The 13,565-nt window shown below is 68.3% G+C and carries 13 protein-coding genes; 7 read left to right on the forward strand and 6 right to left on the reverse strand.

The features are described from left to right. The first annotated feature begins 42 nt into the window (after nucleotides 1-42). Nucleotides 43-303 carry a hypothetical protein gene (locus tag L880_RS31380; RefSeq protein ID WP_043328113.1) on the forward strand — a complete coding sequence of 87 codons (261 nt, stop codon included), beginning with the start codon at nucleotides 43-45 and terminating at the stop codon, nucleotides 301-303. 89 nt (nucleotides 304-392) lie between these two features. Here L880_RS31380 and gnd read toward each other — a convergent pair whose 3' ends face one another. Further along, nucleotides 393-1,448 carry a phosphogluconate dehydrogenase (NAD(+)-dependent, decarboxylating) gene (gene gnd / locus L880_RS0102345; protein WP_027474293.1) on the reverse strand — a complete coding sequence of 352 codons (1,056 nt, stop codon included), beginning with the start codon at nucleotides 1,446-1,448 and terminating at the stop codon, nucleotides 393-395. Nucleotides 1,449-1,654: 206 nt separating this feature from the next. On the opposite strand from gnd, the gene L880_RS0102350 reads away from it, so the two are divergent. The 6 genes from L880_RS0102350 (at nucleotide 1,655) to L880_RS0102375 (ending at nucleotide 8,021) form a co-directional block, all read left to right on the forward strand. Beyond that, nucleotides 1,655-4,039: a phosphoketolase family protein gene (locus tag L880_RS0102350; RefSeq protein WP_027474294.1), complete on the forward strand. Its 2,385-nt coding sequence runs from the start codon at nucleotides 1,655-1,657 to the stop codon at nucleotides 4,037-4,039. Beyond that, entirely contained in the window at nucleotides 4,036-5,055 is a 1,020-nt protein-coding gene (locus L880_RS0102355; protein WP_043328301.1) for a class I fructose-bisphosphate aldolase, read from the forward strand. The genes L880_RS0102350 and L880_RS0102355 overlap by 4 nt, the downstream gene beginning before the upstream one ends. Beyond that, nucleotides 5,052-5,657, forward strand: a complete 606-nt coding sequence (locus L880_RS0102360) for a histidine phosphatase family protein (RefSeq protein ID WP_027474296.1) — start codon at nucleotides 5,052-5,054, stop codon at nucleotides 5,655-5,657. Before L880_RS0102355 ends, L880_RS0102360 begins: the two co-directional genes overlap by 4 nt. Nucleotides 5,658-5,838: 181 nt before the next feature. After that, on the forward strand, nucleotides 5,839-6,393 hold the full coding sequence (locus L880_RS0102365) for an OsmC family protein (RefSeq protein ID WP_019572533.1): 555 nt from the start codon (nucleotides 5,839-5,841) through the stop codon (nucleotides 6,391-6,393). Further along, complete coding sequence (locus L880_RS0102370; RefSeq protein ID WP_027474297.1) at nucleotides 6,390-7,217, forward strand: VOC family protein; 828 nt, start codon at nucleotides 6,390-6,392, stop codon at nucleotides 7,215-7,217. Before L880_RS0102365 ends, L880_RS0102370 begins: the two co-directional genes overlap by 4 nt. A gap of 93 nt (nucleotides 7,218-7,310) precedes the next feature. Further along, a complete protein-coding gene (locus tag L880_RS0102375; protein WP_051442972.1) occupies nucleotides 7,311-8,021 on the forward strand; it encodes an alpha/beta fold hydrolase in 711 nt (236 codons plus the stop codon). Nucleotides 8,022-8,029: 8 nt separating this feature from the next. Here the strand turns inward: L880_RS0102375 and L880_RS0102380 are convergent, their stop codons facing one another. The 5 genes from L880_RS0102380 to L880_RS31390 all read right to left on the reverse strand — a co-directional run bounded on the left by L880_RS0102380 (nucleotide 8,030) and on the right by L880_RS31390 (nucleotide 13,554). Next, nucleotides 8,030-8,659, reverse strand: coding sequence for an LbetaH domain-containing protein (locus L880_RS0102380; protein ID WP_027474299.1), 630 nt, complete (start codon nucleotides 8,657-8,659; stop codon nucleotides 8,030-8,032). Between the two features lie 104 nt (nucleotides 8,660-8,763). Next, on the reverse strand, nucleotides 8,764-10,566 hold the full coding sequence (locus L880_RS31385; protein ID WP_084460925.1) for a SulP family inorganic anion transporter: 1,803 nt from the start codon (nucleotides 10,564-10,566) through the stop codon (nucleotides 8,764-8,766). A gap of 33 nt (nucleotides 10,567-10,599) precedes the next feature. After that, nucleotides 10,600-11,646 (reverse strand): sulfate ABC transporter substrate-binding protein, encoded by a 1,047-nt coding sequence (locus L880_RS0102390; protein WP_043328115.1) that lies wholly within the window; start codon nucleotides 11,644-11,646, stop codon nucleotides 10,600-10,602. A 121-nt stretch (nucleotides 11,647-11,767) separates the two neighbouring features. Beyond that, a complete protein-coding gene (locus L880_RS0102395; protein ID WP_084460927.1) occupies nucleotides 11,768-12,574 on the reverse strand; it encodes an ABC transporter ATP-binding protein in 807 nt (268 codons plus the stop codon). Continuing rightward, nucleotides 12,571-13,554 carry an ABC transporter permease gene (locus L880_RS31390; protein ID WP_019577332.1) on the reverse strand — a complete coding sequence of 328 codons (984 nt, stop codon included), beginning with the start codon at nucleotides 13,552-13,554 and terminating at the stop codon, nucleotides 12,571-12,573. The genes L880_RS0102395 and L880_RS31390 overlap by 4 nt, the downstream gene beginning before the upstream one ends. Nucleotides 13,555-13,565: the final 11 nt, after the last annotated feature.

Genomic DNA, 13,565 nt, shown 5'->3' on the forward strand with positions numbered 1-13,565 from the left:
TGCGTTCAGCATTCGTCAACCCAACCAGCACAAGGTGATTCCATGACCCTGACCCAAAGCAGCAATGCCGCCGCCAAAGACGCCTTCAAAGACGGCGCCAAGTCGGCGGAGCAGCACCATTTGAAGAGCGCAGAACACCTGGACCTGGCCTCGGCCGCGCACAAGGATGCGGCCAAGCACCATGCCAGTGGCGACAAGGCCGCCGCAGCCAGCTCCGAAAAGAAGGCCGAGAGCCATACCGCCACGGCCGCCCAGCATGCCCAGAAGGCAGCGGCCAAGCCTTCGGCCCCGGCTTCGCGCTGAGCCGAGACAGGCCCCACAGGCCCTACCGGCCCTACAGGGCGCCGGCAGCCGACAGGCTCCGGCGCCCTGATTCTTTTGAGGCGGCCGATTCAGTGTGATTCGTCTTTTGCAGGGGCCGTTTCGGCGTGGCCGCCGAACTCATGCCGCATGGCCGACTGCAGGCGCAGGGCAAAGCCGCTCTCGCCGCGCGAGGCAAAGCGCGCGCTCAGGGCGGCGCTCAGCACCGGCACGGGCACCCCGACGTCCATGGCCGCCTGCACCGCCCAGCGGCCCTCGCCCGAGTCGGACACCCGGCCTTCGAAGGCGGCCAGCGTGGGGTCGGCCACCAGGGCCTCGGCGCTCAGGTCGAGCAGCCAGGAGCTGACCACGCTGCCCCGGCGCCACAGCTCGGCGATGTCGGCCAGGTTCATGTCGTAGGCATACAGCTCGGGCGCATCCAGGGGGGCGGTCTCGGCATTGGGTGCCAGGGCCTGCGTGCCTTGCGTCGTCAGGCCAGTGCGGCCGATGCCGGCGCTTTGCAACAGGTTGAAGCCCTCTGCGTAGGCCGCCATCAAGCCGTATTCGATGCCGTTGTGCACCATCTTGACGAAGTGCCCTGCGCCGTGCGGCCCGCAGTGCAGCCAGCCATGGCGGGCGGTGCCGGTGTGGGGCGGCCGGCCGGGGGTGGGTGGGGCCGTGCCGCTGCCGGGGGCCAGGGTTTCGAACAGCGGCGCGGCGCCTTGCACCACGGCGGCATCGCCGCCCACCATCAGGCAGTAGCCACGCTCCAGCCCCGCCACACCCCCGCTGGTGCCCACATCCAGGTGGTGGATGCCTGTGGCCCGCAGCAGGGTGGCGCGGCGCAGGTCGTCGCGGTGGCGCGAGTTGCCGCCATCGATCACGGTGTCGCCCGGGGCCAGCAGGGGGATGAGCTGGGCCAGCAAGGCATCGACCGCCGCGGCCGGCACCATCAGCCACAGCGTGCGTGGCGCACTCAACTGCTGCACCAGGTCCTGGGGGGAGGCCGCGCCCCGGGCCCCGAGGGCGAACAGCGGTGCAATGGCCTGCGGCTCGCGGTCCAGCACCACACAGTCGTGCCCCCCGCGCAGCAGCCGGGTCACCATGCTGCCCCCCATGCGCCCCAATCCGATCATGCCGAGTTGCATCGTTCGCCTCCTGCGCCTGTGCCGTGAATGAGCACGCCCGCCGCCGCAGGCGCCGGCGCGTGGCATGTTGGCCCAATGTGCAGGCTTGGCCCACCCTGTGTCTGTGGCCTGGCACACCGGGCCGGGTGGCGCAGCGCACAGACCGCCCCGGGGGCCGCGGCTAACTTGGAGCGCTCTCAGGCCCTCGAATACCGGAAGCCCCACCCATGACCCCCGACACCCTGTCTCCCGATCTGCTGCAGCGCATGGATGCGTACTGGCGGGCCTCCAACTACCTGGCCGTGGGCCAGCTCTATCTGTACGACAACCCCTTGCTGCGCCAGCCGCTGACCCTGGCGCACATCAAGCCCCTGGTGGTGGGGCACTGGGGCACGGTGCCGGGGCAGAACTTCATCTACGTGCACCTGAACCGCGTGATCTGCCAGCACGGGCTCAACATGCTCTACATCGCCGGCCCTGGGCACGGCGGGGCGGCCCTGGTGGCGCAGGTCTACCTCGAAGGCAGCTGGAGCGAGGTCTACCCCGAGGTGACGCAGAACCTGGCCGGCCTGCAGAGGCTGTTCAAGCAGTTTTCCTTCCCAGGGGGCATCTCCAGCCACGTGGCGCCCACCACGCCGGGATCGATCCACGAAGGCGGCGAGCTGGGCTATTCGCTCAGCCATGCCTTTGGCGCGGTGTTCGACAACCCCGAGCTGATCGCGGCTTGCGTGGTCGGCGACGGTGAGGCCGAGACCGGCCCGCTGGCCACGGCCTGGCATTCGAACAAGCTGCTCGACCCGGTGCATGACGGTGCCGTGCTGCCCATCCTGCACCTCAATGGGTTCAAGATCAGCAACCCCACGCTGCTGGCGCGCATCGGGCATGAAGCCCTGGCGCAGTTCTTTCAGGGCTGCGGCTGGGCGCCGATCTTTGTCGAGGGCGATGAGCCGATGGCCATGCACCAGCGCATGGCCGTGGCACTGGACCTGGCGGTGGCGCAGATCCAGCAGATCCAGCGTCAGGCGCGCCAGCACGAAGGCGGTGAGCGGCCACCCTGGCCCCTGATCGTGCTGCGCTCGCCCAAGGGCTGGACCGGTCCGGCCACGGTGGACGGTCTGCAGATCGAGAACACATTCCGCTCGCACCAGGTGCCGTTGGTGGTCAGCCCCGAATTCCCGCAGCACCTGGCCTTGCTTGAGGCCTGGATGCAAAGCTACCGGCCGCAAGAGCTGTTCGACGAACAGGGCACGCTGCTGCCTGAACTGGCCGAGCTGGCGCCCACGGGCCTGCAACGCATGGGCAGCAACCCCCATGCCAATGGCGGGCTGCTGTTGCGCCCGCTGCTGCTGCCTGATTTCCGGGAGCACGCGCGGCCGGTCACCGTGCCCGGCGCGCTGCAGGCCCAGGACACGCAGGTGCTGGGCCTGTACCTGCGCGACGTGATGCGGCTCAACCGCGCGCAGCGCAACTTCAGGCTGTTCGGGCCCGATGAGACCGTGTCCAACCTGCTGGGCGCCGTGTTCGAGGTGACCAACCGCCAGTGGGACGCCGAAACCCTGCGCAACGACGAGTTTCTGCAGCCCGACGGCCTGGTGCTCGATTCGATGCTGAGCGAGCACCAGTGCCAGGGCTGGCTCGAGGGCTACCTGCTCACCGGGCGCCACGGACTGTTCAACAGCTACGAGGCCTTTGTGCGCATCGTCGATTCGATGTTCAGCCAGCACGCCAAATGGCTCAAGGTGAGCCGTGAGCTGCCCTGGCGGCGGCCCATCGCCTCGCTGAACTACCTGCTGGCCTCGCACGTCTGGCAGCAGGACCACAATGGCTACACCCACCAGGACCCTGGCTTCATCGATCATGTGCTGAGCAAGAAGCCCGAGCTGGTGCGCGTCTACCTGCCGCCCGATGCCAACTGCCTGCTGGCGGTGGCCGACCACTGCCTGCGCAGCCAGGGCCTGGTCAACGTGCTGGTGGCGGGCAAGCACGCCCTGCCGCAGTGGCTGGGCATCGAGGCGGCCGCAGCGCACTGCGCCCAGGGCCTGGGTGCCTGGGCCTGGGCCGGCAACGAAGGCCCGGCCGGGCCCGACCTGGTGATGGCCTGCTGCGGTGACACCCCCACGCTGGAAATCCTGGCCGCCACCGCCTTGCTGCGCGAGCACCTGCCCGAGCTGCACCTGCGCGTGGTGAACGTGGTGGACCTGGGCCGACTGCAATCGCCCATCGACCATGCCGAGGGCCTGAGCGATACCGACTTCGACGCCTTGTTCACCCGCGACAAGCCGGTGATCTTCGGCTTTCATGGCTACCCCGGCCTGGTGCACCGCCTGACCCACCGGCGCGCCAACCGGCAGCTGCAGGTGCATGGCTACCAGGAGGAGGGCACCATCACCACCGCCTTCGACATGCGGGTGCAAAACCGCCTGGACCGCTTTCACCTGATTCAGCACGCGCTGGAGTGCCTGCCCCAGCTGGGCCCCCGCGCCGAGCCCCTGCGCCAATGGACCCAGGAGCGGCTGCTGGCGCACAAGCGCTACATCGACCAGCACGGCCAGGATCTGCCCGAGATCCGCGATTGGCGCTGGCCCGCCACCAGCGCGGGGCGGACCCCATGATCGACACCTTGCGCGCCCTGCTGGTGCCGGGCAAGGGCCTGCTGGCCATGGACGAGAGCGTGGGCACCTGCAACCAGCGCCTGGTGGCGGCCGGCATCGCCCCCACGCCCGAGATGCGCCAGGCCTACCGGGCGCTGTTGCTGGGCACGCCGCAACTGGGCGAGGGCATCGGCGGCGTGATCCTGCACGACGAGACCCTGCGCCAGTCGCTGGACAACGGGCGGGCCATGGTCAGCACGGCGCAGCTGGCGCAGGACGCCGGCGTGCTGATCGGCATCAAGGTGGATCTGGGCACGCAAGAGCTGCCCGGCCATGCGGGTGAGAAGGTCACCGAGGGGCTGGACGGCTTGGCCCCGCGGCTGCAGGCCTACCGGGCGCTGGGTGCGCGTTTTGCAAAATGGCGCGGCGTCTGCAGTGTCGATGACCTGGCCCGGCCCAGCCTGGCCTGTATCGAGGCCAATGCCCACGCCCTGGCGCGTTATGCCGGCCTGTGCCAGGCGGCCGGTTTGGTGCCCATCGTCGAGCCCGAGGTGCTGATGGCGGGCCCGCACTCCCTGGCACGCTGCCAGCAGGTGACCGAGGCACTGCTGGGCAGCGTGTTCAGCCAGTTGCAGCGGCAAGGGGTGGCCCTGGAGTTGCTGATCCTCAAACCCAACATGGTGATCAGCGGGCAGGACGGGCCGCAGCAGGACAGCGCCGCTGAGGTGGCCCGGGCCACGCTGCAGTGCCTGCGCCGGGCGGTGCCGGCCGCCGTGCCGGGCATTGTGTTGCTGTCGGGCGGGCAAAGCGGCCCGCAGGCCAGCAGCCGGCTCAATGCCCTGCATGCGGTGCCCGATGCCAGCCTGCCTTGGGCCGTGTCATTTTCGTTTGCCCGGGCCCTGCAACACCCGGCGCTCGAGATCTGGGCCGGCCAGGCCAGCCAGCAAGGCGCCGCCCGGGCGGCCCTGATGCACCGGGTGCGCTGCAATGTGGCGGCGCTGCGCGGGCGCTACACCGCCGAACTGGAAAACCCATGACGGGCGCCTTGAAGATCTTCTTCGTGCGGCACGGCGAAACCGCCTGGAGCCTGTCGGGCCAGCACACCGGCAGCACCGATCTGCCGCTCACGCCCACCGGTGAGGCCATGGCCCGCGAACTGGCGGCGCCGCTGCGCGACATCGCCTTCTCCCGGGTGCTCAGCAGCCCGCGGCGCCGCGCCCGGGCCACCTGCGAACTGGCCGGCCTCGGCGCCGTGGTACAGAACGAGCCCCTGCTGGCCGAGTGGGACTACGGCGACTACGAGGGCTTGCGCACCGCCGGCATCCAGGTGCTGCACCCGGGCTGGAGCGTGTGGGCCGACGGTTGCCCCGGGGGCGAAACCCCGGCCGAGGTGGCGGCCCGGGCCGATCGGCTCATTGCCCAGCTGCAAGACCTCAGCGGGCCGGTGATCCTGTTCTCGCACGGCCAGTTCGGGCGCGTGTTGGCCGCACGCTGGATCGGCCTGCCGGTGACCCAGGGCCAGCACTTCACGCTGGGCCCCACATCCCTCAGCGTGCTGGGCTTTGAGCAGGGCTACCCGCAGCGCCGCGTCATCACCCTGTGGAATGCCCCGGTGTGTGGGGGGCTGCGGGCGATCTGAGACACCTGGCCACCGTGGGGCTCATCGGTGCTTGTCACCCAGGTGGTTCGGCTGCTGAAGCCTCGGTCTGCTTCTAAGCTGATGCGGAAGTCTTCGTTTCAAGACGCGTCAGGGCCTTGAAGATCCGGTGCTGCCATGCCCCTGATCAGCGGGCCTGGCTTTCCACCCGAAAGACCTGTTCATGACCACTCTCAATGACTACCTGGCCGAAAAACGCACCGCCGTGCGCGCCCGCCACGCGCAGACGGCGCAAGGCGAAAGCCAGCCCGCCCGGCTGGCCGCCAAGGTCAGCGCCGAAGGGCGCAGCGGGGTGCGCCGCATCCGCATCCGTGATCACCAGATCATCAGTGACAGCCCTTATAACTTTGCGGGCTACGACCTCGGGCCCAGTTCGCCCGAATTGCAGCTGGGTGTGCTGGGTTCGTGCGTGACCCACATCTTCCTGATCCAGGCGGCCGATCGCGAGGTGCCGATCGACAGCCTGGAGGTCGAGATCAGCGGGCAGATCGATCCACGTGCCGGCAAGCCCGGCCATGAACACATTCCGGTCTGGCCCCATGATCTGGCCTACACCGTGCACCTGAGCTCGCCGGCCAGCACGGAAGAGATCGACGCTTTGTTTGAAGCGGTGGAGCGCAGCTGCCCTATCCTGAACCTGCTGCGCCAGCCTCAGCAGGTGCGTGGTGTGGTGAAGCACACGCGCAGCGCCTCGGCGTCTTTGGAGGCTGCAGCATGAGCACCTCATCGCCCTTGTCGCTGGACCACCTGGTCATCCACGTCAAAGACCTTGCAGCAGCGGTTGCCCAGTACACCGCCCTGGGCTTCACGGTGCAGGACGGTGGCACCCATGCCGACGGCAACACCCACAATGCCCTGATCGGTTTTGCCGATGGCAGCTACCTCGAATTGATCGCCTTCCTGAAGCCCGCGGCCTCGCACCGCTGGGGCCGGCACCAGCAAAGTGGCTACGAAGGCTTTGTCGACTTTGCCTTGCTGCCCCACGATGTGGGCCAGGTGGTTCAACGCGCCCAGGCCCAGGGCCTGAACTACCAGGGCCCCATCGAGGGTGGCCGCCTGCGCCCCGACGGCGAGCGCCTGGTGTGGCAACTGGGCATACCGCCCACCCCCGACCTGCCCTTTTTGTGTGGCGACGTGACCCCGCGCGCCCTGCGCGTGCGTGAAGGCGAGGTGCGCGTGCATGCCAACGCCGTGCAGGGCGTGGCGGCGCTGACCCTGGTGGTGCGTGACCTCGCCGCCAGCCTGGCGCACTACCTGGCGCTGCTGGGGGCTGCCGAGCCGCTGCTGGGCCCCACGGTGCTCAGCGGCCTGGGCATAGAACAGGCGGTGCTGTCGTTGGGCACTCAACGCCTGGTGTTGCTGGCCCCGGTGGCCGATGCCGACACGGCGCCAGCCCGCAGCCTGCAACACCTGCTGGACACCCGGGGAGAGGGTGTGCTCGGGGCCAGCCTGCGCCTGGGGGCAGGCCACCCGGCGACATCGACCCACGCCTTGCCCCTGGCCGCCACGCACGGTGCGCCGTTCGAATGGACCCCCGCTTGAGAGCGCCGGGGCCCATGGCCCCAGGTGGGCTGGGTGGGTTAGAGTCGGCGCCTGCCGGGCCCGCCCGGCCCCCCATCGACGGAGACCCCAGGCGTGCCTGACACCACCCCTTTCGAGCTGACGCTGCGCGACACCGTGTTGCGCGGCACCGTGCACCATGGCAGCCCGCTTGCCGAACCGCCCCACCTCCTGGCCCTGCATGGCGGCGGCCAGTCGTCGCGCCAGGGCTTTCGGCCCTTGCTGACGGCCCTGGCCGCCCACGGCCACACCAGCGCGGCGTTCGACTTTGCCGGCCACGGCGAAAGCGGTGGTCAGCTCATCGGCTCCAGCCTGGCCCACCGCGCTGAACAGGCGCTGGCGGTGGCCAGCTACCTGGGCCTGCAGCCCCCGCTGGCGCTGCTGGGCAGCAGCATGGGCGGCCATGTGGCCTGCACGCTGATCGACGCCTTGGCACCCCGGGCGCTTGTGCTGTTCTGCCCCGCCGCCTATGCGCCGGCGGCCCAGCACCTGCCCTTTGGGCCGGCCTTTCAGAGCACCCTGCGCGCCACGGCGTCGTTCGAGGCCTCGCCCGCCTTCGAGGCGCTGGAACGATTCACCGGCCGGCTGCTGCTGGTGTTTGGCACGCAGGAGGACGTGATCCCCGAGGCGGTGCAGCAGCAGTACCTCCACCGGGCCCGCGAGGCCCAAAGCGTCGAGCTGATCCGCCTGGAGGGTGCCGGCCATCGCCTGCACGACTGGCTGGCCCAGCGGCCGGATCGCTTTGCCGAGGTGCTGGGGCGCGTGCGGCTGGCCTTGGAAGGCTGAGCAAGCGCTCAGCAATGATCGAACTCCTGGTCGCACAAGGCCCCGCGCTGAACCACCGCGCCCGGCAAGAGCAATGTGCCAGGCGCCAGCACCGCGTTGGCACCGATTTGGGCGCCGTCGCCCACCAGGGCGCCGAACTTGCTCTGGCTCAGCAAGTGCAAGGTCGTGCCCAGCCGCACCCGCAGCTCGTGCCCGGGCCTTTCGTTGCGGTGGTTGCAGATGATGCTGCCGGCCTCCAGGTTCACCCCGGATCCGAGCACCGAGTCGCCCACGAAATTGAAGTGCGCTAGATGGGTGTTGGCAAATACAAAAGATGACTTCAGCTCGGCCCCCGGGCCGATGCAACAGCCTTGGTCCACCCAGTTGCCGCCACGCAGATAGGCCCCTGCTGCCACCCAACTGCCCGCCCCCACGATCAGTGGGCCTTTGAGAGTGGCGCCCGCCTCGACCGTGGCGCTGCGGTGGATGGCGATCTGCCCTTGGATGAGGTAGTCGTCAGTGGGCAGCTCCGCAAGCAATTGCCCGACGATGGGGCTTGCAGCGGCCGTCAGTTCCCAAGGCTTCAGATCACTGAAACGGGCCAGGGGTGAGGTGCCGATGGCGGCGACATAGTCGGGCAGGGTGATCCTTTGGGGCATGGTGGCTGCTCTGATGCATGGCGGCGTTGTCAGGGCAGGTGATGCTATAAGCCGGCTGCACTGTGCTGCCTCTGGTCAGTCGATTGCCGGCCGGCGCCCCCTGTTCATACGAGGTAGTAGGCCCCCTCGGCGGTGTTCCTCGTGGCTGAAGTGGGTTGCAGCGAACGCGCCTTGCGGATGGCTTTCAAGGAGGCCGAGAACTCCTCGTCTTCCTCCGGGAACACCAACTCTTCGGGAACATAACGATCGGCGCCTATGCGCTTGAGCAGACGATGCAGTTCAGGGCCCACGCCGGCCAGCAACACCGTCAGCCCCTGGGCCCGAGCGTCTTTCAGGAAATGTTCCAGCACCTCGATGGCCACGATGTCGGGGTTGCGGGCCCGTTTCAGGCGCAGCACCAGGTGCTGTGTACCCCGGGCACGGGCCGTCCGGGCAGCTTGGTAGAGCACCTCCTCCAGTTCGGGGGCCGCACCGAAGAACAGCTCGCCTTCAATATCGATGATCAGCACATCGCTGCCTGGCTCGTCATCCTGACTCAGGCGTTCGCGCACTACGCGTTCCGGGGACACGATCAATTCTCTGCTCCGGAGTCTGGAGGCACGGGGCACATAGCCGGCCACGGAGACCAGTACCCCGATCAGGATGGCGAACTCGATGTTGACGAACACACCGGCCAGCGCTGTTGCCAACAACAGCAGCGCGTCGTAGCGCGAGCCCTTGATCACGTAGCGCAGTCGGTCCACGTCGATGAGGCGCGAGGCGGCCACGATCAACAGGCCCGCCAGGGCTGCTTTCGGGATATAGGCCGTCAACGGGCCCAGCGCCACCACCACGACGGCCACCACCAGGGCTGCAAACACGCCCGCGAACCTGGACACGGCACCCGCTTGGTAGTTGATGGCGGTTCGCGACAGGGAGCCCGCCCCCGGCATGGCTCTGAAGAAGCCGCCGACCAGATTGCCGATGCCTTCGGCCATGATCTGGCGGTTGTAGTCCAGCTCTTGCCCCGATTTGTGCGCAATCGCCTTGGCAATCGCCAGGGCTTCCAGCAGGCCCAGAACCGCGATGGCGACTGCGCTGCCCGAAAGATCGATGAACCAATGCCAGCGGATCTCGGGGATATGGAAGCCCGGCAGGCGGGCTGGGACAGACTCGATCAGGGATACTGCAGGCTTGATTCCCGGTCCGTGGGCCGACCAGCCAAATGCCCAGGCGGCGCCCGACACCAGCAGCAACACTAGCAGCATGTCGAGCTGGGGCAGCTGGTAGCGCTTGACCAGGCGGCGGGATACGATGGCGAGTACGATGGCGCCCAGGCTGATGGCCACCGCCTTGGGGTTGATCGGGGCCTCCTGGGACAGGGTCAGCCACAGGCGGTAAAGCACATGCTGATGGCCTGTGCCCTGCGATTTCACGCCGAGCGCGCTGGCCACCTGCCCGATGATGGTGAGCACGGCGGCTCCGACGATGAAGCCGGTCACCACAGATTCCGAAATGTAGCGCGTCAGGTTGCCCAGGCGCAGTGCCGCGATCAGGATCTGCACCACGCCGATCAGCACGGCCAGAAAAAACAAGGCTTCATAGAGCTCGTAGGTGGCACTGGGGTCGATGAAGGCCAGCGCACTGAACACCACCAGCGACACCGCCCCGGTCGGGCCGTTGACCAGATGATTGGATGAGCCCAGCAGCCCTGCCACCGCCGTGAAGACGATGGCGGCATACAGCCCGAAGGTGGGGTCTACCCCTGCTATCAGCGCATAGGCGATGCTCTGGGGCAGTGAGATGGCCGCCACCGTCAGGCCGGCCAGAAAATCGGCGCGCAGGTTCAGCCAAGAGGGGCGCTGACGCCAGAACGAACCCAGGTTGACGGCTGCATGGGTCGGTGTGGCAAGCGTTGCTTCAGTCATGTCGATCTTTCCAGGAGATGCTGGGGCTGGGTGTCACGAGGCCGCGGGGCGTGGCTTTGGGGTGTAGACCAGGTCGATGATCCCGTTGTCGCCAAAGAACCGGTTCTGGGCTTCTTCCCAATTGGCGGCGATAGCCCGGATGTCGAAGAGCTTGAGCGGCGGCAATGTCTTCGCGTGACGGGCGAGCACCTCGGGTTTGTAGGGGCGGTAGCCCTGACGCGCGATGATCTCCTGGGCAGTGTCACTGAACAGGTAGTCCAGGTAGGCGCGGGCTACGTCGGTGTGGCCATTCCTGGCCGTGTTCGCCTCCACCGTGGCCACAGCCGGTTCAGCCAGAATGCTGATGGGCGGGTAGATCAGCAGGAGTTCGCCCTTGGATTCGGCGACTTCGCGCAGTGCCTCGTTCTCCCAGGCCACGTGCACATCCCCGAGCTTCTCTTGCGAGAAGGCGGTGCCCGCGGCGCGTGCAGCCGGTACCAGGAAGGGGGCATGCTGGTACAGCGCTTTCAGGTAGCGCTGCGCGTCGGCGTCGCTGCCGCCGCGCAGCACCACCGAACCCCAGGCCGCCAGGGCGGCCAGCTTGCCGTTGCCCGAGGTCTTGGGGTCTGGCACGATCACCTCGATGCCGGGCTTGACCAGATCGGGCCAGTCCTGGATCTGCTGCGGGTTGCCCTGGCGCACCACAAACACGATGGTCGAAGAGTAGGCCCGGCCCTGGTTCGGCGTCTGGGTATTCCATTGCTCGGACACCAGACCTCGTTTGCGCAGGGCGTCCACATCCGAGGGCAGACCCAGCGTCACCACATCCGGCTGGATCTCGCCCATGGCCGCCAGACGGGCCTGTCGGGACGAGCCCCCGTGCGATTGTGTGACATGTACCACCCCACCTGTGCGCTGTCGGTAGTCTGCAGAAAAGGCCTGATTGATTTCCTTGTAGAGCTCGCGGGTCGGGTCGTAGGACACATTGAGCAACTCTATCGGCGCGGGCCTGTGGTAGTTTGTGAAGACGATGGTTGCCAGTGCAGATGCCGCCAGCGCAATTGCCAGCAGCGTGGGCAACAAGGACTTTTTCGAAGACATGGACGAGCTTGTGCAGAGGTGGAGCACCCAGTGTCATGCTGGCCCGCTCTGACCCCAACGACCGATTCCCGATAACCATATGCGCCCCACGCGCCTGCGGGCCAAAGGCGGGTCCGCGCCCTCAGATCGCGTGTGCCGCCTCCAGGCCCAGCAGCAACTCATGGCGCAAGGCGGCCAGGGCGGCGTCGGCGCGATCGCGTGGGCGGGGCAGGCTGATGGACAGCTCCTTCGGGGTGCCGCCGGCCTGGTTGTCCAGCACCAGCACACGGTCGCTGAGCAAGGCCGCTTCTTCCACGTCGTGGGTTACCAACACAACCGCCACACCGTGCTCGCGCACGATGCTGGACAGAAGTTCCTGCAGCTTGAGGCGAGTGAGTGCATCCACGGCCGAGAAGGGCTCGTCGAGCAGCAGCACCAGGGGATGCGTGAACAGGCCGCGTGCAATCGCCACGCGCTGGGCCTGGCCGCCCGACAACTGTTTGGGCAGGCGCTGCCCAAGGCCTTGCAGGCCGACCTCCTGCAGCAGCGTCTCGACGCGCTGGCGGTAGTCGCTGGGGCGTTCCGGGTCGAAGGCGATGTTGTCGGCCACGTTGAGCCAGGGGAACAGGCGTGGCTCTTGAAACACAAAGCCGATGTCGCGTGTGGTGCCCCATCGGTCCAGCCCGTTCACGCGCACACTGCCTTCGTAGTCCGGGTCCAGTCCCGCGATGATGCGCAGCAAGGTGCTCTTGCCGCAGCCACTGCTGCCGATCAGGCTGACCACCTCGCCGGGCTGCAGGCGCAGCCTGAAGTTGTTGAGCACGGTGCGCTGGCCAAACGACTTGCGGCGCACGTGCACATCGAGCAAGGGGCGCTCGGGGGTGGCGGCCGGGGCTGCGGGCCGGGGGGCTGAGGCCGTTTCGGCCTGGAGGGGGTGCAGGCGGCTCATGAGGCCTCCGGTCGACTGTTCTGGGGGGCCAGGGTGTCTAAGGTGTCGCGCCAGGCCAGCAGGCGGGACTCGGCCCATTGCACGGCGCTGTCGCTGAGTTTGCCCAGCAAGGCCAGCAGGAGGATGGCGGCCAGCACCAGGTCGGCGCGGCCGGTTTCTCGGCCGTCGGTCAGCAGGTAGCCCAGGCCACGGGTGGCGGCAATCAGCTCGGCGGCCACCATGAACATCCAGGCCAGGCTCAGGCCGTTGCGCAGGCCGGTCAGGACCGCCGGCAGGGCCGCCGGCAGCAGCACCCGGCCCACCAGGGCGGTGGCGCTCAGGCGGTACAGGCGGGCCACCTCGATCAGCTTGCGGTCCACATCGCGAAAGCCCGAGGACACCCCCATGTAGACCGGGAAGAAGGCCCCGATGGCGATCAGCGCCAGCTTGGGCGCTTCGTCGATGCCCAGCCACAGCAGCAGCAAGGGCACCCAGGCCAGCGAGGGGATGGCGCGCAGCGCCTGAAAACTCGGGTTCAACCAGGCGGCACTGCGCTGCGACAGGCCCACCAGCGCGCCCGCCGCGATGCCCAGGGCGGCCCCCAGGCCATAGCCCGCCAGCACCCGGGCCGTGCTGGTCGCAATGTGGCCCAGCAGGCCTTGCGGGCCCAGCTCGATCAGCGTCTGGGCGATCTCGCTGGGCGGCGGCAGCAGGCGGGCGGCGACCCAGCCGGCGCGCACCGACAACTCCCAGGCCAGCAACAAGGCCACCGGCAGGGCCAGGCCCTGCCAGTTCCAGTGGGGGCCTGCACTCGCTGTCGGGGGCTCGGTGGGGGCCTGCGTGGCGTCACGCGTCAGCTCGCCCACGCTGGCCACCGGCGGCAGGTCGGCACACACCAGCAGGGCCGGGTTCCAGCGCCGCCGCGGTGGGTGGCCCACCAGGGCGTCCAGTGCTTCAGATTCGGCCTGCAAGACGTCGATTTCGGTGGATGGGACGGCCATGGGGTAGCCTT

This window comes from Curvibacter gracilis ATCC BAA-807, assembly GCF_000518645.1.
In the GTDB taxonomy this organism is placed as follows: domain Bacteria; phylum Pseudomonadota; class Gammaproteobacteria; order Burkholderiales; family Burkholderiaceae_C; genus Curvibacter; species Curvibacter gracilis.